Origin of the sequence: Nonomuraea cavernae (assembly GCF_014646355.1) — a bacterium.
Lineage (GTDB): Bacteria > Actinomycetota > Actinomycetes > Streptosporangiales > Streptosporangiaceae > Nonomuraea > Nonomuraea cavernae.
In genome coordinates, this window is record NZ_BMNH01000003.1 from 480,586 (window position 1) to 501,583 (window position 20,998).

The 20,998-nt window shown below is 70.7% G+C and carries 22 protein-coding genes and 1 tRNA gene; 10 read left to right on the plus strand and 13 right to left on the minus strand.

The window, feature by feature from the left end; genetic code table 11:
• Positions 1-20: 20 nt before the first annotated feature.
• From IEY82_RS09095 to IEY82_RS09125, 7 genes are read left to right on the plus strand one after another with little or no spacing between them, the layout of a single operon-like run.
• Positions 21-1,103: an S-methyl thiohydantoin desulfurase family protein gene (locus IEY82_RS09095; protein ID WP_189123545.1), complete on the plus strand. Its 1,083-nt coding sequence runs from the start codon at positions 21-23 to the stop codon at positions 1,101-1,103.
• Complete coding sequence (locus IEY82_RS09100) at positions 1,096-2,781, plus strand: hydantoinase/oxoprolinase N-terminal domain-containing protein (RefSeq protein ID WP_189123546.1); 1,686 nt, start codon at positions 1,096-1,098, stop codon at positions 2,779-2,781. The genes IEY82_RS09095 and IEY82_RS09100 overlap by 8 nt, the downstream gene beginning before the upstream one ends.
• Positions 2,782-2,804: 23 nt before the next feature.
• The gene (locus tag IEY82_RS09105; RefSeq protein ID WP_189123547.1) at positions 2,805-4,418 is read left to right on the plus strand and encodes an ABC transporter substrate-binding protein; all 1,614 of its coding nucleotides are present in this window, start codon (positions 2,805-2,807) and stop codon (positions 4,416-4,418) included.
• Between the two features lie 3 nt (positions 4,419-4,421).
• The gene (locus tag IEY82_RS09110; RefSeq protein ID WP_189123548.1) at positions 4,422-5,438 is read left to right on the plus strand and encodes an ABC transporter permease; all 1,017 of its coding nucleotides are present in this window, start codon (positions 4,422-4,424) and stop codon (positions 5,436-5,438) included.
• Positions 5,435-6,301: an ABC transporter permease gene (locus IEY82_RS09115; RefSeq protein WP_189123549.1), complete on the plus strand. Its 867-nt coding sequence runs from the start codon at positions 5,435-5,437 to the stop codon at positions 6,299-6,301. Before IEY82_RS09110 ends, IEY82_RS09115 begins: the two co-directional genes overlap by 4 nt.
• On the plus strand, positions 6,298-7,041 hold the full coding sequence (locus IEY82_RS09120; protein WP_189123550.1) for an ATP-binding cassette domain-containing protein: 744 nt from the start codon (positions 6,298-6,300) through the stop codon (positions 7,039-7,041). Before IEY82_RS09115 ends, IEY82_RS09120 begins: the two co-directional genes overlap by 4 nt.
• 2 nt (positions 7,042-7,043) lie before the next feature.
• Positions 7,044-7,910, plus strand: coding sequence for an ABC transporter ATP-binding protein (locus IEY82_RS09125; protein WP_225262497.1), 867 nt, complete (start codon positions 7,044-7,046; stop codon positions 7,908-7,910).
• Between the two features lie 7 nt (positions 7,911-7,917).
• Here IEY82_RS09125 and IEY82_RS09130 read toward each other — a convergent pair whose 3' ends face one another.
• Both IEY82_RS09130 and IEY82_RS09135 read right to left on the minus strand, forming a co-directional pair.
• On the minus strand, positions 7,918-8,274 hold the full coding sequence (locus IEY82_RS09130) for a DUF742 domain-containing protein (protein ID WP_189123552.1): 357 nt from the start codon (positions 8,272-8,274) through the stop codon (positions 7,918-7,920).
• Positions 8,267-10,165 (minus strand): sensor histidine kinase, encoded by a 1,899-nt coding sequence (locus tag IEY82_RS09135; protein ID WP_225262482.1) that lies wholly within the window; start codon positions 10,163-10,165, stop codon positions 8,267-8,269. The genes IEY82_RS09130 and IEY82_RS09135 overlap by 8 nt, the downstream gene beginning before the upstream one ends.
• 171 nt (positions 10,166-10,336) lie before the next feature.
• Between IEY82_RS09135 and IEY82_RS09140 the strand changes: the two genes are divergently transcribed.
• The gene (locus IEY82_RS09140) at positions 10,337-11,899 is read left to right on the plus strand and encodes an ABC transporter substrate-binding protein (protein ID WP_189123553.1); all 1,563 of its coding nucleotides are present in this window, start codon (positions 10,337-10,339) and stop codon (positions 11,897-11,899) included.
• Here IEY82_RS09140 and IEY82_RS09145 read toward each other — a convergent pair.
• Positions 11,875-12,060, minus strand: a complete 186-nt coding sequence (locus IEY82_RS09145) for a hypothetical protein (RefSeq protein ID WP_189123554.1) — start codon at positions 12,058-12,060, stop codon at positions 11,875-11,877. The genes IEY82_RS09140 and IEY82_RS09145 overlap by 25 nt on opposite strands.
• Before the next feature lie 20 nt (positions 12,061-12,080).
• Here IEY82_RS09145 and IEY82_RS09150 point away from each other — a divergent pair, with 20 nt between their 5' ends.
• Entirely contained in the window at positions 12,081-12,707 is a 627-nt protein-coding gene (locus IEY82_RS09150; RefSeq protein ID WP_225262499.1) for a hypothetical protein, read from the plus strand.
• Here the strand turns inward: IEY82_RS09150 and IEY82_RS09155 are convergent.
• From IEY82_RS09155 to IEY82_RS09180, 6 genes are all read right to left on the minus strand, one after another.
• A complete protein-coding gene (locus IEY82_RS09155; RefSeq protein WP_189123556.1) occupies positions 12,700-13,407 on the minus strand; it encodes a hypothetical protein in 708 nt (235 codons plus the stop codon). The two genes, IEY82_RS09150 and IEY82_RS09155, sit on opposite strands and share 8 nt — an antisense overlap.
• Positions 13,404-14,270: an ATP-binding cassette domain-containing protein gene (locus IEY82_RS09160; protein ID WP_189123557.1), complete on the minus strand. Its 867-nt coding sequence runs from the start codon at positions 14,268-14,270 to the stop codon at positions 13,404-13,406. The genes IEY82_RS09155 and IEY82_RS09160 overlap by 4 nt, the downstream gene beginning before the upstream one ends.
• Positions 14,267-14,623, minus strand: a complete 357-nt coding sequence (locus tag IEY82_RS09165) for a GntR family transcriptional regulator (protein ID WP_189123558.1) — start codon at positions 14,621-14,623, stop codon at positions 14,267-14,269. Before IEY82_RS09165 ends, IEY82_RS09160 begins: the two co-directional genes overlap by 4 nt.
• Positions 14,624-14,738: 115 nt before the next feature.
• Positions 14,739-16,637, minus strand: coding sequence for a LamG-like jellyroll fold domain-containing protein (locus tag IEY82_RS09170; RefSeq protein ID WP_189123559.1), 1,899 nt, complete (start codon positions 16,635-16,637; stop codon positions 14,739-14,741).
• A gap of 99 nt (positions 16,638-16,736) precedes the next feature.
• Positions 16,737-17,666: a cobalamin biosynthesis protein gene (locus tag IEY82_RS09175; protein ID WP_189123560.1), complete on the minus strand. Its 930-nt coding sequence runs from the start codon at positions 17,664-17,666 to the stop codon at positions 16,737-16,739.
• Entirely contained in the window at positions 17,650-18,432 is a 783-nt protein-coding gene (locus tag IEY82_RS09180; RefSeq protein WP_189123561.1) for an aminoglycoside phosphotransferase family protein, read from the minus strand. The genes IEY82_RS09175 and IEY82_RS09180 overlap by 17 nt, the downstream gene beginning before the upstream one ends.
• Positions 18,433-18,763: 331 nt before the next feature.
• Between IEY82_RS09180 and IEY82_RS09185 the strand changes: the two genes are divergently transcribed.
• Positions 18,764-18,837: transfer RNA gene (locus IEY82_RS09185), tRNA-Arg, on the plus strand.
• Positions 18,838-19,059: 222 nt separating this feature from the next.
• On the opposite strand, the gene IEY82_RS09190 is transcribed toward IEY82_RS09185, so the two are convergent.
• The 4 genes from IEY82_RS09190 to IEY82_RS38980 form a co-directional block, all read right to left on the minus strand.
• Positions 19,060-19,326, minus strand: coding sequence for a site-specific integrase (locus IEY82_RS09190; RefSeq protein ID WP_189123562.1), 267 nt, complete (start codon positions 19,324-19,326; stop codon positions 19,060-19,062).
• A gap of 200 nt (positions 19,327-19,526) precedes the next feature.
• Entirely contained in the window at positions 19,527-20,297 is a 771-nt protein-coding gene (locus IEY82_RS09195; RefSeq protein ID WP_189123563.1) for a DinB family protein, read from the minus strand.
• Positions 20,298-20,329: 32 nt separating this feature from the next.
• The gene (locus tag IEY82_RS40130) at positions 20,330-20,629 is read right to left on the minus strand and encodes a hypothetical protein (RefSeq protein WP_308015942.1); all 300 of its coding nucleotides are present in this window, start codon (positions 20,627-20,629) and stop codon (positions 20,330-20,332) included.
• Positions 20,626-20,985, minus strand: a complete 360-nt coding sequence (locus tag IEY82_RS38980) for a sulfite exporter TauE/SafE family protein (RefSeq protein ID WP_308015943.1) — start codon at positions 20,983-20,985, stop codon at positions 20,626-20,628. The genes IEY82_RS40130 and IEY82_RS38980 overlap by 4 nt, the downstream gene beginning before the upstream one ends.
• Positions 20,986-20,998 lie beyond the last annotated feature (13 nt).

Sequence of the window (20,998 nt, forward strand, 5' to 3'; positions counted from 1 at the left end):
GTGCTTGGTTGTGTCGCCATATGAGCACCATTGATGTGGATGACATTCCGGCGCTCGCCCGAGGATGCGCCGTGCTGGGCACCGGAGGCGGGGGAGACGTTCGCACCGGAGCGCTGGCGGCGAAACGGGCGATCCAGGCGTACGGGGAGGTGCCGCTCGTCGCGCTGGCGGAGCTGCCCGACGACGCGCTGGTCGTGCCGCTGTCCGGCATCGGCGCGCCGACCGTCAGCCAGGAGATGATCCACGGCGAGGACGAGCCCCGGCGGATCGCCGAGGAGGTCGAGCGGATCTTCGGCCGGCCGCCGAGCGCGGTCATGTCGTCGGAGATCGGTGGCTCGAACGGTGTCGCGCCCGTCGCCTGGGCCGCGCAACTCGGCCTGCCGCTGCTGGACGCCGACGGCATGGGGCGGGCCTTCCCCGAGGTGCAGATGGTGTCGATGTACGTGGCCGGGCTCCCCGCCGACCTGGTCATCATGTCGGACATCGTGGGGAACGTCGTGACGATCCGCCCCATCGACGGTCTCTGGTCGGAACGGCTGGCGCGGGCCGTCTGCGTGGCCGCCGGTTCGCACGCGTTGATGGCCGACTACGTGCTCACCGCCGCCGGAGCACGCGGCGCGGTCATCGAGGGCACGGTCTCGCGCGCGATCGCCATCGGCAGATCCACGGAGCGTACGGCGGAGCCGCTGCGCGCGCTGCGCGCCGAACTCGGCGCCGTCAGGTTGATCACCGGAAAGCTGACCGACGTCGAACGCCGCACCGCCGGCGGGTTCGTCAGAGGCACGGCCACGATCGACGGCACCGGCGACGACCGCGACCGCGTCCTCACCCTGGAACTCCAGAACGAGAACCTCGTCGCCCTGGAGGACGGCCAGGTCAAGGCCATGGTGCCGGACCTGATCACGGTGGTCGACACCGAGACGGCCGCCGCCGTCCCGACTGAGGGGCTCAGGTACGGCCAGCGCGTCACGGTGCTCGCCTGGCCCTGCGATCCGCTCTGGCGCACGCCGAAGGGCCTCGACACGGCGGGGCCGAGGGCGTTCGGCTACGACCTGGACTACGTGCCGATCGAGGAACTGGCCAAGGAGGAGTCGGGTGGCTGAGGGGGCGCTGCGCATCGGGATCGACGTCGGCGGCACGAACACCGACGCGGTGATCCTCGACGCCGCCGACCGGGTGGTGGCCAAGGCCAAGCGGCCGACCACCCCGGACGTGACCGAGGGGCTGCGGGCCGCACTGGACGCCGTACTCGCGGAACTGCCCGGACGGGCCGCCTCGGATCCGCTCGTGTCCGGACGGGCCGCCTTAGACCCGCTCGGGTCTGGACAGGGCGCCTCGGATCCGCGCGGCTCCTGGGGGCGGGTCTCGCGGGTCATGCTGGGCACCACGCACGCGACCAACGCGATCCTGGAGCGGCGGAACCTGGGCCGGGTGGCCGTGCTGAGGCTCGGCGCCCCCGCCACCACGGCCGTGCCGCCGCTCTGCGACTGGCCGGCTGACCTCCGCGCGGCGGTGTCGGCGGGGGAGGCGATCGTCCCCGGCGGACACTACGTCGACGGCCGCGAGATCGGGCCGCTCGACCTCGGCGCGATCCGCCGGTTCCTGGACGGCCTGGAGGCGGACGCGGTCGCGGTGACCGGCGTGTTCAGCCCGGCGAGCGCGGAGCACGAGCGGGCGGTCGAGGAGCTGGTCAGGCGGGAGTACGGGTTGCCCGTCTCGGTGAGCCACGAGATCGGCTCGCTCGGCCTGCTGGAGCGCGAGAACGCGACGGTGCTCAACGCGGCCCTGTACGGCGTGGCGGCCCACGTCACCGAGGCCCTGGTCACCGCGCTGGCCGAACGCGGGCTGGCGGCGCGGCCGTACCTCGCGCAGAACGACGGCACGCTGATGACGGTGGAGCACGCGGCGCGGCTGCCGGTGTCGACCATCGGTTCCGGCCCGGCCAACTCGTTGCGCGGCGCGGCGTTCCTGTCGGGCGTGGGCGACGCGATCGTGGCCGACGTGGGCGGGACGTCCACCGACCTGGGCGTGCTGGTCGGCGGGTTCCCGAGGGAGTCGGCGGCGGCGGTGGAGATCGGCGGGGTGCTCACCAACTTCCGCATGCCAGACATCCTGGCCATCGCGCTGGGAGGCGGCACCGTGGTCAGGCCGGAGGGCGTCGGCCCTGACTCCGTGGGCTACCGGATCGCCGAGGAGGCGCTGGTGTTCGGCGGGACGACGATCACGATGACGGACGTGGCCGTGGCCGCCGGCCGTACCCCTCCCGGCACGTCCGGCTGGCGCGAGCGCCTGCGGGTGGCCGCCAGGGCGGCCACCGGCGGTGCCCCGACTGGCCAGATATCCGACATGTCGGAAATATTCAGAGACACTGTGGAAAGGGCGATCGCGATCGCCGACGGCATGGTCGGCGACGCGGTGGACCGCATGGCCCTGCGTCGGGCCGACCGGCCGCTGGTGGCGGTGGGGGGCGGGGCCTTCCTGCTGCCCGCGGAACTCCCCGGCGCGAGCCGCGTCGTCCGGCCGGAGCACGCCGAGGTGGCCAATGCCGTGGGGGCCGCGATCGCGCTGGCGAGCGGCAGAATCGATACGATCTTGCCTGCGGGCGAAAGCCGGTCGAAGGCGATCGAAAGGGTCAAGGAGGAGGCGGCGGCCCGAGCGGTCGCCGCCGGCGCGGACCCCGGCCAGGTCGAGATCGTCGACCTGCTCGAGGTGCCGCTGAGCTACCTCTCGGAACCCGCCGTGCGGGTACACGTCAAAGCCGCCGGACCTCTCGCCCGGTGACGAATCGAAAGGATCCCCCCACCATGCGCTGGCACAAGCGTCTGCTCGTAGCCGGAGTGACCGGGGCCGTGGTTCTGGCAGCCTCCGCGTGCGCGGGCGGCCAGGTCCGGGGCGCCGGCGGCACACCCCAGCCGAGCGGCAGCACCACGCAGTCCGCGGCCGCGCAGGCCAACGACGCCACGTTCGTCTACGCGCCGAACCTCGACGTCGTGACCGACTGGGACCCGGCGAGCTCGTACTCCAACGAGATCGTCGCCATGTCCAACATCTACGAGGGCCTGACCAGGTACAACGCCGAGTCGCAGAAGCCCGAGCCGCGCCTGGCCACCGAGTGGTCGTCGGCCGCCGGTGGCAAGGAGTGGACGTTCAAGCTGCGCGAGGGGGTCACGTTCCACACGGGCGCGAAGCTCGACGCCGAGGCGGCCAAGAAGGCCATCGAACGCACCATCAAGACGAACGCGGGCGCCGCCTACATCTGGGCCGCGGTCGACAAGATCGACGCCGTCGACGCCTCGACGCTCAAGTTCACCCTCAAGTACGCCGTCCCGCTCGACCTGATCGCCTCCTCCGGCTACGCGGCCTACATCTACGACACCGCGGTCGCCGACAAGCTGGAGAAGGGCGAGATCGACGCCGGAACCGGCCCGTACACCATCGACAGCTGGCAGAAGGGCAAGGAGACCGAGCTCACACTGAAGGCGTACGAGGACTACTGGGGCGGCTGGAAGCCCGAGCAGTACAGGAAGGTGGCCTTCCGCGTCACTCCGGAGATCACCACCGCCTGGCAGCTGCTGCAGAAGGGCGAGGTGAACTTCGTCCAGCGGCTCAACCCGCAGCTGTTCGAGCAGGCCGGCATGACCGAGGGCGTGCGCACCGCGCAGCGGCCGTCGTTCCAGAACCTGCTGATGCTGTTCAACACGGCGGCAGGCCCGGCCAAGGACGTCAAGGTGCGGCAGGCGCTGCAGCTCGCGGTCGACTACGACGGCCTGACGGCGGCGCTCAAGGGCGCCGGGCAGAAGGGCTCCGGCCTGGTGCCGCAGGGGCTGCTCGGCCACTCCTCGGGCCTGGAGCCCAAGCAGGACCTGGCCAGGGCGCAGGAGCTGCTCGCCGAGGCGGGCTACGGCCCCGACCTCAAGGAGCTGAAGCTGACCCTCACCTACGCCCAGGGCGACGAGGACCAGAAGCTGCTGGTGACGTTGCTCAGCACGACGCTCAAGCAGCTCAACGTGACCCTGCAGGCCAAGCCGATGGCCTGGAACGCGCAGTGGGACCTCGGCAAGAAGCAGGGCCAGGACGTGTTCGTCATGTACTGGTATCCGGACTACGCCGACGCCTTCTCGTGGTTCTTCAACGTCTTCAGGAGCGCGGACAAGCCGCAGTTCAACCTCTCCTACCTGAAGAACGCCGCGATCGACAAGGCGATCGACGCGCTGCCGGAGCTGTCGGCCACGGACCCGCTGGCCGCGAGCCAGGCGTACACGGACCTGCAGAAGAAGATCATCCAGGACGAGGCCGCCGTGGCGGTGCCGTACGTGCAGACCTACCAGCGCGCGCTGTCGGCCGACGTGCAGGGGTACACCGACAATCCGGCCTACCCCAACGTGGTCTTCTTCCACGAGCTCTCGTCCGCCGGCTGACCGATGCCGCGTTACCTGACCCGTCGGCTCGGCCAGGCGTTCCTGGTCGTGGCCGGCGTGGTCGCGCTCACCTTCGTCATCATGCGGGTGGTGCCGGGCGATCCGGCGGTGGCCTTCGCCGGGCCGAAGGCCACGCCCGAGCAGCTCGCCGCCGCGCGGGAGAGGTTCGGGCTGGACGACCCGCTGCCGGTGCAGCTCTGGAACTACGTCCGTGATCTCGTGACCGGCGACTGGGGCACCAGCCTGCGGACCCGGCAGCCGGTCCTGGACGACCTGTTCCAGGCGTTCCCGGCCTCACTGGAGCTGGTCGGCGCGGCCCTGCTCCTCGCGATCGTGGTGGGCGTCCCGGTCGGGGTGCTCGCCGCCCGCTATAAGGCGAAATTTCCGGACCTGGGGGTACGGGTCACCAGCATGCTGGTCGTCTCCGTCCCGGTGTTCTGGCTGGCCCTGACCCTGCAGACGGTGTTCGCCGGCCACCTCGACTGGTTTCCCGTCGCCGGGGAGTACGACCGCGTCCTCGACACCACGAGCCCGCTCACCCTGTGGACCAACATCACCATCGTGGACGCGCTCATCACCGGCAACTGGCCCATCTTCACCAGCACGCTCGAACACCTGGTGCTGCCCACCCTGGTCGTCGCGGCCTACCCGATGGGCGTGATCGCGCAGATGACCAGGGCCGCGCTCATCGAGGAGGCCGGCCAGGACCACACCCGGCTGGAGCGCGCGCTCGGCTTCACCGAGACGTCGATCCTGACCAGGTTCTCGCTGCGGCCGGCCCTCGGCCCGGTGCTGTCGCTGATCGCCCTGGTCTTCGCGTACGCGATCGTCAACGGGTTCCTGGTGGAGGCGGTGTTCAACTGGCCGGGGCTCGGCAGGTACGCCGTCCAGTCGATCAGCCACGCGGACACGCCGGCGATCGCGGGCGTCACGCTGCTCGTCGCGGTGATGTACGTGGTGGCCAACCTGGTGGTCGACGTCCTGCAGGGCGTGGTGGACCCGAGAGCGAGGGCCCGGTGAGGGGGGCGCTCGGGCCGGCGGTGGACGTGCCGCTGCGCCGTACGCTGCCGAGGATCACCGATCGGCTGGCGCTGCTCGGCGCGGTGCTCATCGTGCTGATCACGCTGGCCGCCGTCCTCGCGCCATGGCTCGCCCCCTATCCCGCCGACCGGCTGGATCCGGTCCTCGGGCTGTCGCCGCCGAGCGCCGAGCACTGGTTCGGCACCGACAGCCTGGGCCGCGACCTGCTCACCAGGGTCATGCACGGCGGGCGGACCTCGCTGATCATCGCCGTGGCGACGCTCGCCCTGTCGGCCGGCGTCGGCGTCACGCTGGGAGTCGTCGCCGGATACGCGGGCGGCTGGATCCGCGACGTGATCATGCGGATCACGGACGTGTTCCTGGCGTTCCCCGCGCTGCTGCTCTCGGTGGCGCTGGCCGTGGTGCTCGGGCCGAGCGTCACCACCGTGATCGTGGCCATCGCGGTCACCTGGTGGCCCTGGTACGCCCGGCTGGCCGCGTCGACGGCCGCCTCGATCGCCACCCGCGGCTACGTGGACGCCGCGCGCTGCCTGGGCGTGCCCGCGCCGCTGATCATCCTCAGGCACGTGCTGCCCAACGCGCTCACCCCCGTGCTGGTCCAGATCTCGCTGGACGCGGGCGGCGTCATCCTGATCGCGGCCGCGCTGTCGTACCTGGGGGTGGGGGCCCAGGAGCCGACGGCGGAGTGGGGGCTGATGGTGGTTCAGAGCCAGACGCTGTTCACCACGAACTGGTGGGCCGTCACCTTCCCCGGCCTGGCCATCCTGGTGACGGCGTTCGCGTTCAACGTGCTGGGCGAGGGCCTGCGGGGCGCCCTGGACCCCCGGAGCGTACGGACATGATCGAGGTGCGCGACCTCCAGGTGAGGTACGGCGAGCGGACGGTCGCCCGGGTCCCCGAACTGGACGTGCGTGAGGGGGAGTGCGTGGCGATCGTGGGGGAGAGCGGCTCGGGCAAGTCGACCACCCTGCTGTCGCTGCTGGGCCTCACCGAGGGCGCCCACGTCTCGGGACACGTCCGGGTCTGCGGCGTCGACGTGCTCCAGGCCGCTCCGCGCCGGCTGCGCGAGATCCGCGGCGCCCGGGTCGCCCTGGTCATGCAGTCCCCCCAGGCCGCGCTCAGCCCGGCGACCCGCCTCGGCACCCTGATGCGGCGCGCGCTCAAGCTGCACGGCGTCGGCGGCGGGCGGATCGAGCAGGTCATGCGGGACGCCATGGAGACGGTCATGCTGGAGCACCGGATCCTGCGCCGCTATCCGCACGAGATCTCCGGCGGGCAGGCGCAGCGGTTCGCCATCGCGCTGGCCATCGCGCTCGGCGCCGAGGTGATCCTGGCCGACGAGCCCACCAGCGCGCTCGACGTGACCGTGCAGGCCGAGGTGGTGGGCGTGCTGCGGCGGCTGCGCGAGGAGCGCGGGCTGGCCCTGCTGCTCGTCTCGCACGACCTGGCGCTCGTCTCGACGATCGCCGACCGGGTGCTGGTCATGAAGGACGGCGAGGTCGTGGAGGCCGGCGAGGCGGCCGTCGTGCTCGCGGAGCCGTCCCACCCCTACACCCGCGAGCTGCTGGAGGCGCTGCCGTGACGATGCTCAGGGCGGAGGGCGTGACGCTCGGCTACGGCGGGACCCCCGTCGTCCACGACGTCACCCTCGACATCACCGAGGGCGGCGTGGGGCTGATCGGCGAGAGCGGCTCGGGCAAGACCACGCTGGCGCGCGCCTTCCTCGGCCTCCTAACCCCCATGTCCGGAAATATCTGGTACGGCGATCAAACGCTGAAAAAAGCTGACCAAAGGCGGTTCCGCAAGGACGTCCAGCCCGTCTTCCAGGCCGAGGCCCTCGACCCCAGGATGCGGATCGGCGGCTCGGTCGCCGAGGGCCTGTCCAGAGGCGAGCGGCACCGGGTGCCCGAGCTGCTCCGCCAGGTCGGCCTGGCTCCCGAGCTGGCCGAGCGCAGGCCCCACCAGCTGTCCGGCGGCCAGCGCCAGCGCGTGGTGATCGCCAGGGCGCTCGCGGTCGGCCCTCGGCTGCTCATCCTGGACGAGCCCACCAGCGCGCTCGACGTCACCGTCCAGGCGCGGATCCTCGACCTGCTCGCCTCGCTGGACACCGAACGCCTGCTCATCACGCACAACCTGGCCGTGGTCGGCCGGCTCTGCCGCACCTCGCACGTCCTGTTCGCGGGGCGCGTCGTCGAGGCCGGGCCCACGGCCGAGCTGCTCGACCGGCCGGCCCATCCCTACACGCTCGCGCTCCGCGACGCCGTACCGAAGCTGGGCGGGCCGCCGCCCGTGGCACGGGGCCGGACGGAGGCCAGGCCGGCCGAGACGGGCTGCCCCTTCCGGCTGCGCTGCCCGCTGGCCGCGGCGGCCTGCGAGCGGGCGCCCGCCCTCCGGGAGGTGGCGGGCCGTCAGGTGGCCTGCCACCGCGCGGAGGACGTGCTGGGCGGCTGAGCGGCGCTCAGAGGGCCTTCAGCCCGTTGATCACCTCGAGCAGCACGGTGGCGTCGGGCGCCGGCGGCGGCAGCTCGACCTGGACGAGCTTCTGCGCGTGCAGGTCGCCGACCAGCACCCGCACCACGCCGATCGGCAGGTTGAGCTCGGCCGCCACGTCGACGAGCCGGGTCGGTTTCGTGCACTTCTGCATGATGATCAGATGTTCGGGGCCGAGGCCGACCGGCGGGGTGAGCCCGCCGGACGTGATGATCACCGCGATGAGGTCGATCGACTCGCTCGCGGGGATGGTACGGCCCTTGGTCAGCAGGTAGGCGGGGACGATCGGCCCCGCGGCCTCGTCCAGCCAGCGCTCGTCATTCACCCTGCACCACCCGCATGGGACGGCCGGGCTCCTTGGCGGGCTCCGTCGGCTCGGCAGGCGGAGCGCTCACGTGTTCTGCCGGGATCAGCACGATGGCGGTGGTCCCTCCATATGGTGAACCGCGCAACGTTACGCGGATGTCATGCCTGGCGGCCAGGCGGGAGACGACGAAAAGGCCGAGCCGGTCACTGTCGGCCAGGTCGAACTCCGGTGGGCTGACCAGCCGCTCGTTGAAGTCGGCCAGCTCCTCAGAGCTCATTCCGAGCCCGCGATCCTCGACCTCGAAGGCGAAGCCGCGGGCCGCCACCTCGCCGCGCACGTGGACCGTGGTGTGCGGCGGCGAGTAGACGGTGGCGTTCTCGATGAGCTCGGCGATCAGATGGATCATGTCACCTACGACCGGTCCGGCCAAACGGTGGCCGGGCATCGGTTCGATGACGACCCGCTGGTAGTCCTCGACCTCGGCGGTCGCGCCGCGCGCCACGTCGAGCAGCGACACGGGCTTGCTCCAGCCCCGGCCGGGTGTGGCGCCGGACAGGATGATCAGACCTTCGGCGTGGCGGCGCATCCGGGTGGTCAGGTGATCCAGGCGGAACAGGTCGTCGAGGTCGTGCGGGTCCGTGGCCCGGTGCTGCATCCCCTCCAGCTGGATGCGCTGGCGGTGCAGCAGGGTCTGGCTCCGCCTGGCCAGGTTGCGGAAGACGTGGCCGACGCCCTCGCGCAGCTGCGCCTGGCCGACCGCGGCCTCGACGGCGGTCTGCTGGACGGTGGAGAAGGCCTTGCCCACGTCGTCGATCTCGGCCGTGGTGCTGGCCACCGACAGCTCGGGCACCTCGACGGCCTCGCCCCTGCGCAGCTTCGCCACGACCTGCGGCAGGCGCTTCTCGGCCACCTCGAGCGCGGCCAGCCGCAGCGCGCCCAGCTCCTTCGACAGCCGGGTGCCCATCCGCAGCGAGAACACGATCGACACGATCACCAGCACGAAACAGGTGCCGGCCAGCACGAAGGCGCGCGTGAGCACCGAGTCGGCCACCGGCTCGGCCCGCTCGGACAGCAGCGCGCTGGCCCGCATCTGGGCCTCCAGGAACGCCTTGCTGAGCTCCTCGGTCGTGCTGAGCCAGGCGCGCGGAGTGCCGCCCGCGCTGATCTGGTCCTCCATCAACCGCATGCGCTGGTAGGCGGGCGAGGTGATGATCGAGACCTGGGTGTTGCGCAGGCCGGGGTCGAGCTCGGTCAACGCCTGGTCGATGAGGAATCGGCGGTTGCCGACCAGCTGGGTGAACAGGCGGCGCTCGACCTCCGTGGTGGGCCCCGCGGCGAGGGCCTGCTCCCGGGTCAGCAGCTCTCTGGCGTAGCTGAGGTCGATCACGACGCGTGACTGCTCGTAGATCGGGATGTCGTCGATGAACGCGACGTGCCGGTGCAGGCCGAACAGCGCGTCGGTGATGCCGTTGTACGCCTCGATCGCGTGCATGCGGTCGGACAGGCCCGCGTCGATCTCGCCTCTGAACACGTCGAGGCGGTTGAGCTGCGTGAGCACCGCTTCCACCGAGGTGCCGATCTCCTCGGAGGTGTTCATGGAGCGGCTGGAGAGCTGCCGGAACCGATCGACGGCCGTGTTGGTGCGGGAGCGCTGCGCGGTGAGGGCCGACTCGCCGGTCGAGCCGCCGGAGCGGAGCAGCTGGACGGAGCCCAGACGTTCGCGCTGGAGTTCGGCGGTGAGCTGGTAGGCGGGATGACGAAGATTGGTCCAGAATGTCTTGTACTGGCGTAATTCAAGGCCCTCACCTGCCGTGACGACTGTGAGAACCCCCCAAAGCACCACCATCGAGGCCAGTGGGACCAGCAGGAGGCCGATGATCTTCATGCGGATCGTGCGGCTGCGACCCATGGCACCTCTTCCGGTCGGTCCCCTGCACGTGAACCCCGGACGGGACGATCTCGGCTAGCGGGACGAGAATAGCAATTCGATCTCCGGAAGTCCTAATTTTTCAGGACTTTTGAGCACTCCAATATGATCTTGCAGTAGGTTTCGCCTACATCCGTCACAGAGGGAGTTGCGTTGCGCCGTCGTCTCGTAGCGGTTGCCGCGCTGGCGCTCTCCATCGCGGCGTGCTCAGCCCCCGCAGAGGTCGCGCAGGCGCCGAAGGCGGAGTCGGCGTTCGTCATCGTGCAGAATCTCGACGTCATCACCGACTGGGACCCCGCCACCTCCTACTCCAACGAGATCATCGCCCACCAGAACATCTACGAGACCCTGACCGTCTGGAACCCGGTGACCAAGAAGGCGAGCCCCCGCCTGGCTACCTCGTGGCGCTCGTCCGGCGACGGCAAGGTCTGGATGTTCACCCTGCGCCCCGGTGTGACCTTCCACACCGGCAGGCCCTTCGACTCGGCGGCGGTGAAGTCGTCGATCGAACGCACGATGAAGCTCGGCGAGGGCGCCGCCTACATCTGGGACGCCGTGTCCGACATCAAGGCCGACGACCCGCTGACCGTGACGTTCACCCTGAAGTATCCGGTCCCCCTGGATCTGGTCGCCTCCGCCGGCTACGCCGCCTACATCTACGACACCCAGGCCGCCGCCGACCTGAGCACGTGGTTCAAGGCCGGCCGGGACGCCGGCACGGGCCCCTACACCGTCGCCTCCTGGGCCAAGGGCAAGGAGGAGGAGCTCACGCTCACCTCGTACCAGGACTACTGGGGAGGGTGGGAGCGCCCGCACTACGGCACGGTGAAGTACCGCGTCGTGCCCGACGAGGACCGGGCCTGGCGCCTCCTGCTGCGCGGCGAGGTCAGCTTCGTGGACCGGCTCAGCCCGCGACTGCAGGCCAAGGCCGAGGCCAACCCCGGCGTGCGGACCTCACGGCGCCCGTCGTTCCAGACCGCGATGCTGCTGTTCAACACCGAGAGCGGGCCGATGGCCGACCTTCGGGTACGGCGGGCCGTGCAGAAGGCCATCGACTACCGGGGTGTCATCAAGGCGCTCCGGGGCGCGGCGGCGCCGATCAGCGGTGTCATCCCGGAGGGTCTGTTCGGGCACGTGCCCGACCGGGCGCCGAAGCAGGACCTGGCGGCCGCGACCCGGCTGCTGGAGCGGGCCGGTTACGGCCCCGCCGGACGGCCGCTACGGCTCAGCCTCACCTACGCCGAGGGCGACGCCGACCAGGAGGTGCTGGCCACCCTGCTGACGGAGACGCTCAAGGAGCTGAACGTCACGCTGGAGGCCCGGGCGATGCCCTGGCTCGAACAGTGGGACCTCGGCAAGAAGCGCGGGCAGGACATCTTCCTCATGTACTGGTGGCCCGACTACGCCGACGGCTACTCGTGGTTCGGCAACGTCTTCCACAGCGAGTCGCCGACCGTCTTCAACCTGGCCTACCTCAACGACCCGGCCACGGACAAGCTGCTGGACACGCTGCCCCAGCTCTCGGTGACCGACCGGGCCGCGGCGCAGCGCGGCTTCGTCAGGGCCACGACCCGGGTGCTCGACCAGAAGGCCGCCGCGGCCCTGCCCTGGGTGGTCAACTATCACCGGGCGTTCCTCGGCGGTGTCCAGGGCTACGACGACAACCCGGCCTACCCGGACGTGGTCTTCGTCTACGATCTGCGGCCCTCGGGCTGATCGGGCTGATCGGGCTGAGGCGGCTCGACGCGGCTGCGCAGCCGCTGCCTGATCTCTTCGGGCGTGTAGGCCCGGCGGCGGCGTTCGGCCCGCGCGATCGCCACGCCCGTGGCCGCGACCCCCGCCATCCCGGCCAGACCGAGTATCTTCCACCAGCGCATGTGCCTAGGCTAGCGGTGTGCTGACTCTCGACGAGGCCGTCAACCTGACCAGGACCGGCGATCTGTGGGTCTTCCGGGGGCGCTCGGTGCCCGACCGCGCCATCCAGACGATGACCAACAGCCCGGTCAACCATGTGGGCATGGCGATCGTGATCGAGGATCTGCCGCCGATGATGTGGCACGCCGAGCTCGGCAGGTCGCTGCCCGACCTGTGGGCCGGCGACCACCACCGCGGGGTCCAGCTGCACGACCTGCGCGACGCGGTCACCGTCTGGGCCAACCGCTACGGCCAGCGCGCCTGGCTGCGCCAGCTGGAGCCGCAGGCGACGGCCGAGATGGAGGACGCCGCCCTGCGCACGGTGGCCCGGCTCGACGGCACCCCGTTCCCCAGCACGGCGCGGCTGGCGGCGCGCTGGGCCCGCGGCCGCGTCCCCCGCATGCGCCGCCGCATCAGCGAGCACACGCTGGAGCGCGCCTACTGCGCCGAGGTCGTGGCCGTCACCTACGAGGAGATGGGGCTGCTGCCGGCCGGCCGCCGCCCCAACTGGTACGACCCGGGCAGGTTCTGGAGCGGCGACGACCTCGGCCTGCTGGGCGACCACAAGCTGGGCAACGAGATCACCGTGGGCGTCGAGCGGGCTAGGTGAGCCTGTCGCGCAGCGGCACGTCGCGGATGATCGGCCAGCTGAGCGCCAGCGCGAGGGCGAACGCCACGCATCCGGCCCCGATCGCCTCCGCGGGCGTGGGCGAGAGGTTCAGCCCGAACCTGAAGTTGTTCAAGGGCAGACCGTAGTAGGTGCCCAGCCCCTCCGCGGCGAGAGCGATCAGGCCGACGCCGAGCGGGATCGACAGCAGCAAGCCGCCGGCCCGCCAGCGGTAGTACGCGGACGCGATGAGGATCCCGGCGCCGGTCCAGGCCAGGAACTCCGTCAGGTACTCGACGAGGACCAGCGGCACCTGTGTGGGCTCGGTGAAGAGGTGGGGCCGGTCGAGCGCCTGCGTCCAGCCGGCCAGGTCGTACAGGAGCCACTCCAGCAGATAGCCCACGACCATGAGCAGCGCGTAGAACCCGGAGAGCAGCAGCGCGGTGACGGCCGCGTGCAGGCCGAAGACGCGCCGGGTCTGCCCGTTCGCGATGTACATCGGCATGAACCGGGTCACCAGCGACACCCCGACGGACAGTACGAACCAGCGGGGCACCTGCATGGCCTGCTCCCACACGCTCTGCGTGAGCGTCCCGAAGGTCGCGATGGCCACGGTGATCACGACGACCAGGACGTAGAAGCCCGCCCAGACCATCGCCCCGAAGAACGACAACGCCGTCAGCAGGCGGGTGGGGAACCTCATCGGGAGCCTCCGGTCAGGTGGATGAACAACTCCTGCATGCCGACGGGGCCGAGCTCCAGGCCGGCCGCCGCGGCCTTCGCACGCTGGGCCTCGTCGAGCTCGCCGTACACCATGGCCGAGGAGGTCGGGCCGAGCCGCCTCTGATCGAGCACGGTCAGCCCGGTGGTGAACGCCTCGACGTGGGCTGCCGGGCCGATGACCTCGGTGCCTCTGGACAGCAGCGTCTCGCTGTCCTCGTGGGCCACGAGCCGCCCCTGGTCGATGATCAGCACGTCTTCGAACAGCGGGCCGAACTCCTGGATGAGGTGGGTCGACATGATGATCGTGCGCGGGTGCGCCAGGTAGTCGGCCAGCAGCGCGTCGTAGAACGCCCGGCGGGACGGGGCGTCCATGCCCAGGTAGGACTCGTCGAACATGGTCAGCGGCGCCCGGCCGGCCAGCCCGACCACCACGCCCATGGCCGAGCGTTGCCCCTTGGACATGGCCTTGACGCTCATCTTGGGCCTGAGCCCGAACAGGTCCATCAGCGAACGGGCGTAGCCCGCGTCCCAGCGGGGACGCAGCCATTCGGCGAAGTAGAGGGCGTCCTCGGCGGTGCCCAGATCGACGGTCTCCCCGGCGTCACGGATCAGGCTGACGTCGCGGGTGACGGCGCCGTTCTCGAACACCGGCCGGCCGCCGATCCGTACGGTGCCCGCCGACTGCCTGCGGAAGGCGGCCAGCACCGACAGCAGGCTCGTCTTGCCCGAGCCGTTCCTGCCGAGTAACCCGTGGATCTTCTCGCCCTCCAGCGTGAAGCTGAGCCGGTCGAGCGCCGTGACGTCGCCGTAGCGCAGGACCAGGTCCTCGACCTCGACCCTCATGCCTTCAGCTCCTCGATGCGCCGGATGACGTCGTCCAGCGGGATGCCGATGGTCCTGGCCTCGGCCACCATCGGGTCGACCACGTCGGTGAAGAACGACCGCCTGCGCTCGGTCCTGAGCGCGTCTCTGGCGTCGGGGCTGACGAACATGCCGATACCTCGCTTCTTGTAGAGCACGCCCTCGTCGACGAGGTGCTGGAACGCCTTGGCCGCGGTGGCCGGGTTGATCCGGTAGAAGGCGGCGTACTGGGTGGTCGACATCACCTGCTCGTCGCCCTTCAGCGTCTCGCTCAGGATGTCGGCCTTGATCCGTTCCGCGATCTGCCGGTAGATGGGGCTCCGGTCGTCGAACATCGCACCTACTTCTATGGTTCATTACTCTACTAATGAACCATAGAAGACCGGTGGGCCCGCGTCAACGCGGGGAGGGCCGTGGCGAGGCCCGCGCAGGGGCCCACCGGTCCGGGCGTCACCGCCGGAGGGCCCTGACCTCCTCGGGGCCGAGGGCGACGGGCCAGGCCTGGACGTCACTGATCTGGCCGGGGAAGAAATCGGTCCTGGCCCCGTTCCACTTCCCGTGCCCGATGGCCAGAGGGCCGGTGGCGCTCCACGCGTTGGCGACGGTGACCGGGGTGCCGGCGGGCGCACCGTCCACATAGAGGCGGACGGTCCTGTCGGTGGCGTTGTAGACACCGGCGAGATGCGTCCAGCCGGTGGTCGGAGGGGACGTCCCGTACGTGCTGGTGTTGTTGGCGGGGTTGGCGACGTCGGCGCTCATGCGGGTGAACCCCCAGGCGTTCATGCTCCTGGAGTACTGAAGGTAGAAGCCGCTCTGCTGAACGCCGTCCTGGCTCACCGCGGTGACATTCCGGGTGGGCGTGGCGGTGAGTTTGACCCAGGCGGACACGGTGAAGCTCTTGGAGGTGTCGACGACGGGCCCGGTCGCGGTCGCGCAGGACCGGCTGCCGTCGAACTGGGCCACGGTCCCCCGGGCCGCGTCGTTCGCCCACGTCACGCCGGAGGCGCAGGTGGCGTGGGCGGCGTTTCTGGAAGCGTCCTTAACCGTGGTCCCGGCGCCGTCGTCGAGCTTCCACCGGCCGGTCGGGGCGGTCGGGAGACTCCAGCCCTGCGCCAGGGCCGGGCCGCACTCCCGGACTTCGAGCCGGCTGCCCGTCGAGGGGACCTGCAGGCACTTGGCGCTCGCGAGGTGGTAGAGCTGGGCCATCTTCACGGTGGCGGACTGGGCGGCGGCCTCCACCCGCCACTGCTGGGTGTCCGCGCCGCTCGCGCAGGTGCGCAGCTCGGCTCCGCTCCCCGCCGCGCCGCCGAGCACGGTGAGGCACTTGCCGAGCGCCCGGACGGTGCCGTCGGTGGCCAGGGTCCAGGTCTGGGCGCCGGTGCGGTTGCAGGCGTACTGCTGGACGGCGGTTCCGTCGGCGGTGCCGGCGGCCGCGACGTCCACGCACTGGTCGTTGTGGTTGGTGATCGCGCCGATCGCGTCGACGAGGGGAGTGGTCGCCTTGAACACCCGTACGTAGTCGATGTACATCCTGCTGGGGAACGGTGTGGTCTCGTCCGGCGGGCCCGGCCAGTCACCGCCCACGGCGAGGTTGAGGATCAGGTAGAAGTCCTCGACCAGCGGCCACTTCCGTCCCGACTGCTCGACGGCGTTCCTGTAGATGGTGTGGTAGGAGACGCCGTCGACCGAATAGTTGATGTGGTCGGGATACCAGTCGGCCGCGAACAGGTGATAGTCGTCGGCGAACTTCCCGCTGGGCAGGGTGTAGGTGCCGTTCAGGTGGAGGTCGTCGGTCCCGTGCAGCGCGCTGTGGGCCCGGCCGGCCTCGCTGCCGCGGTTGCCGATCTGCTCCATGACGTCGATCTCGTTCACCCGGGTCCCGGTGCCCTTGGCCCAGAACGCGGGCCAGAGCCCTCGTCCGTCCGGCACCTTGATCCGGGCTTCGAACCGCCCGCCCTGCTGGGAGAACTTGCCGAAGGTGTCCAGCCGCGCCGAGGTGGCGGCGCAGACGGTCGGGCTCTCCTGGTTGGGGCAGCGCAGGTTCGGATCGGTGTTCTTGTACGCCGTGATGACGAGGTGGCCGTCGCCGTCGAGTGAGGCGTGTTTCTGGGCGGCGCCGTCGGGATCGCCGAGCTTCACGTAGCGCTCAAGCTCGTTGTTGCCGACGCCGCCCTCGTAGAAGTTCCACTTGTCGGCCCGGGGCAGTGTCCCCGCCGCCCCGGAGAACTCGTCCGACCAGGTCAGCTCCCAGGTGGTCGGACCGCTGGACCGACTCTCCACCCAGGTGCTGACGGCTTCCGCGCGCCGTGCCGTTATGAAGACCATCGTGGCGGCCAACACGACGGCCATCGTTAAGCCGAGACCGCGCCTGCCATGACTTATATGCATGATCGGGAACTTTAGCTCCACCCGCCCTCGTTCCGGGCTTCACCCACATCCGGGGTTGTCTCAGCGCCGCAGCCGCCACGCCGCGACCACCGCGATGGCGGCGGCGGCCAGCCCCACCGCCCTCGTGAGGCGCACGGCCCGGCGGATGTCCCGCACCTCGGGCGCGGGGCCGTCGCCCATGACCGGGCGGTGCTCGGTCCGGCCCCCGTAGACATTCGTGCCGCCGAGCGTGACGTCCAGCGCTCCGGCGAACGCCGCCTCGCATCGCCCCGCGTTGGGGCTGGGATGCCGGTGGCCGTCCCTGGCGAGCACGGCCAGCGCGCGGCGCGGATCGGGCCCGGCCACCGCGGCGAGCAGCCCGGTGAGCCGGGCCGGGACATAGTTGGCCAGGTCGTCGAGCCGCGCCGCGGCCCAGCCGAACCGCTCGTACCGGGCCGACCGGTGCCCGACCATCGCGTCCAGCGTGTTGATCGCCCGATACGCCAGCAACCCCGGCACACCCGCCACCGCACCCCAGAAGAGGGGCGCCACGACGGCGTCGGAGGTGTTCTCGGCCAGCGACTCGACCGTCGCCCTGGCCATCTCGGCGGCCTCCAGCCCCGAGGGGTCGCGACCGCACAGGTGGGGCAGCCGGGCCCGTGCCCGGTCGAGGTCGCCGGCCTCCAGCGCCCCGGCCAGGTAGGCGCCCTCACGGGCCAGCGTGGTGCCGCCGAGCACGGCCCAGGTGGCGACCGCCGTCAGCGCCGCCCGCCCGGCCGGATGGGCCACGCGCTCGGCCGCGACGCCGATCCCGGCCGCGCCGCCCACGCACAGGAGCACGTGCACGACTCCGTTCGGCCGCGCGTCGCCGTACAGGAACTCCTCGACCCGGGAGGCGGCCCGGCCGAACAGCGCGACCGGATGCCCGGCGCGCGGGTCGGCGACGAGCGCGTCGAGCGCCACGCCCATCGCCAGGCCGAGCGCGCGGGGATGATCAGACCAGATGGGCATGCAGCTCATCTTCGTGCGTGTCCAGCCACGCGGCCGCCCGGCGGATGCGCTGGCCCGCGCCCTGCGCCCACATCCTGCCCCAGCCGCCGCCCGCCGCCGCCCGGTCGCGCATGACCGCGTAGGAGCGGTGGAGGCGGAGCCTGGACAGCTCCACGAACCGCCGCCGCTCGCGGGGCGGAACGCCGTACGCGTCGCAGAACAGCCGCACCCGCGCCCCCACGTCCAGGCCACGCTGCAGCGGGTGGAGGTCGACCGGATCGGCGATCGGCACCCAGTGCCGCAGCGTCGTGACGATGTCGAACAGCCTGGTCGTCGGCCGCGCCAGATCGAAGTCGATCAGCGCGCGCGGCGTCGCCCCCTCGAACACGACGTTGTCCGGGGTCAGATCGCAGTGACCGATGACCTCGGGCGGCGCGTCGTCGTTCGACCCGCCCTCCCAGCCGTCGCCGCCCAGCGGAAAGCCCGCCGTCGCGTCGTGGAAGCCGCGCAGCAGCCCGGCCAGCTCCACCAGCGCCTCGTCCGTGACGGTCGTGCGGGTGACCCCGGTCGTGCCGGGGAGGTAGGTGAGGACCTCGCGCCCGAGCCCGTCCATGCCCACTACGCGTGGCGCGCCCTCGAAGCCCGCGGCTTCGAGGTGGCGGAGCAGGGCGTGCACGGCGGGGGTGGACGGGCTGACGGGCCGGCGCACGGTGTCACCCACGCGCACCACACCGTCTGTCACGTCCCCGCCCTGCAGGGGGATCTCATGCAGGAGCGTCGCGACCATGGGACGAGAGCTTAGACCTATTTGTACCGCTCCCGCCTGGAGTTTCGGTCAACCCTTCGCGGCTTCACGAGCCCTCTGGGCCTGCCCCGGCGGGGGTGCGTGTCGCGAAGGTGGGACGTGGAATGATGTTCCCGGTAGGCGCGCAGCGGCGTCCGGAGCCGGTCGGCGACTCCCAGGCCAGAGACGGTAATCGAGTGGGCCGTCAGGGTTGTGGTGATCTATCCTGTTTGGGGTGCGCGCATGCCTGGCATCGCATGCTTTACCCTTAGCGTGCGCGCGACGTTTCCGTGCGGGGTCCCCGCCTGGTCGTCCGCCTTCACAACTCCATCAGGCGCCCTTAGCTCAGCTGGATAGAGCACCGGACTTCTAATCCGACGGTCGCAGGTTCGAATCCTGCAGGGCGCGCAACCGAGACCAAGCAATCCACGAGTTGACCTGGTCTTTTGCATGATCGGCCCGGTTGCCCCGTAGGCAGCGGGAGGCGACCGAAAGCAGCCCTGTGCCACTGTTCACGGAACATACGCGGAATGCTCACAGCCGCGTTTTCCCAGGTCAGTGCGGGGGTTCGGAAGCTCGGAACGGCGAAAGGACCCCGAGGTGTCCCGGGGTCCTGCCACGGCTCGTGTGTCACGCCGCGAGTGCTTCCAGGATGCGCTGATTGGCGATCTCCTGTTGGCCGTCGATGCACTTGGCGTAGACGCGGAGCATCACGTCCACGCCGTGTCCCGCTCTCTCGGCCGCTTCTGGGGCGTGCACACCCGCGTTGAGCCAGAGCGACACAGCCGCGTGCCGGAGATCGTACGGCCGGTCCGCCAGGGGAGAGGCGACCTGGTCAGGTGTGAAGGCGTACGTCCGGGCTTCCTGCCAGACCTTCGCGTACGCCGAGCCCGACATCGCACCGTCCGTGCGCGTACGGAAGAGCCGGTCATCCCCGCAGACTCCGAACGCCGCGATGTGATCCGCAGGGTGGCCACGAGTTCGGGGGGATGGGGCTGACCACCGAGCGCCGATCGATCTCGCCGCTCACCTCGGCCTTGCAGAATTTGACCTTGTGCAGCGGATTCGCCGTAAGCTCTTCCAGCTCCGCGGCGTACTCAAGCGCGTGATGGAAGACGGCCCGCCTCGAGCACGGCGAGGTCGCGCATCGCATAGCGGTGATGCTCGGCCTCCTCCTTCAGCACCACCTTGAGGCAGCGGCGCACGAGGTACTCCTGGTCGGGATACGGGTCGGCTGGCTTGCGACCGCATACCCGATCGAGCTCGGCCTCGGTGAGCCCGTCGACGACCCGCCGCATCGTGGCCATGCGGGTGAGCCGCGGCGCGAGCACCTCGTCGAGCGTCGGGGTGGCGTCGAGGGCGAGACCAAGCTTCGCCATCGCCTCGGACGGCATCCCGCCGGCAGGGAGGCCCAACGGGTGGTACGGCGTTTTCTCCTCCAACACGGCATTGCCGAGCCAGGCGTCGCCGGCGAACAGCAGGTGCCGCAGGGTCTCGACCAACGACCACTCGCCGTTGACCTGCTCGTGCAACTTGGCCTCGGGCAACAGCCTGGCGCGGTCGAGCGTCGCCGCCCACAGCGTCTCGATGGCATCCCAAGCAGCCCGAAAGTCGTCTGGGGACGCGGCGTCACGCGCCAGCACCCGCGTGGGGTGCCGGCGGTCGAGCTCGGCCTCGACGTAGGCGGTCACGTCGACGTCGTTGACGACGAGACGCTCGAAGTCGCCACCGAGATAGACGTCGCTCCCGTAGCAGTCGACGATCTTCAGACCGCTGACCTCGCAATCGCGGATCTCCAGACCGGCAAGGTCGCACAGGTGGATGCGGGCACCGCGGAACTGGTCACTCTGGGCGTACTCAGCAGTCATTGAGACAGTATGCACGGCCACGGCGCCGATCTTCAGCAGTGAATCCCGACTGAATGGCCGAGATCAACGTCGTAGGAGAGGACCCGATCCGTGCCGGTCGTGTCGTCCTTGATGGTCAGTTGTCGCCGAGTGCCGTCGATCGCGATCAGTTCCGACTGCAGCCGCACCTCGATGCCGTATCGGGCGGCCGCGTACGGCCGTCCCCTGCGCACGAGCAGGTACGTGAGCCACGCTGCGGCGGCCACGGCGCCGGCCAGCAGGGAGTCGATGCTCCACGTGGAGTGGAACAGTGCGGGCGGGGCCTGCTGGATGAGCACGAAGCCGCCCATCACGAGGACGAACCAGCCGAATCCCTTGCGGAGGCGGTCGGCGGGGACGCGCCCGGCGAGCCACCGACCGCTGCCGCGGTGGCGGGCAGGGCGATCGACCAGTCGACCGGGATCGTCTGCAGGTAGCCGGCCAGCCCGGCGAACGACTTCATCGCGATCACCACCAGGGAGGTGGCGACGGCCATGCTCATCGGCATGCCGCCGAGCAGGACCAGCGCGGGGACGACCAGGAAGCCGCCGCCCGCACCGACGCCCGCGAGGTAGACGAGCAAGGGAACGGTCAGGATCGATCCTCCACCGCCGAACAGGCCCAGGGTCAGGCCGACGGTGACGGCGCCGATCAGAATGAGAGCGGTCATGTCGTTCGTCCCG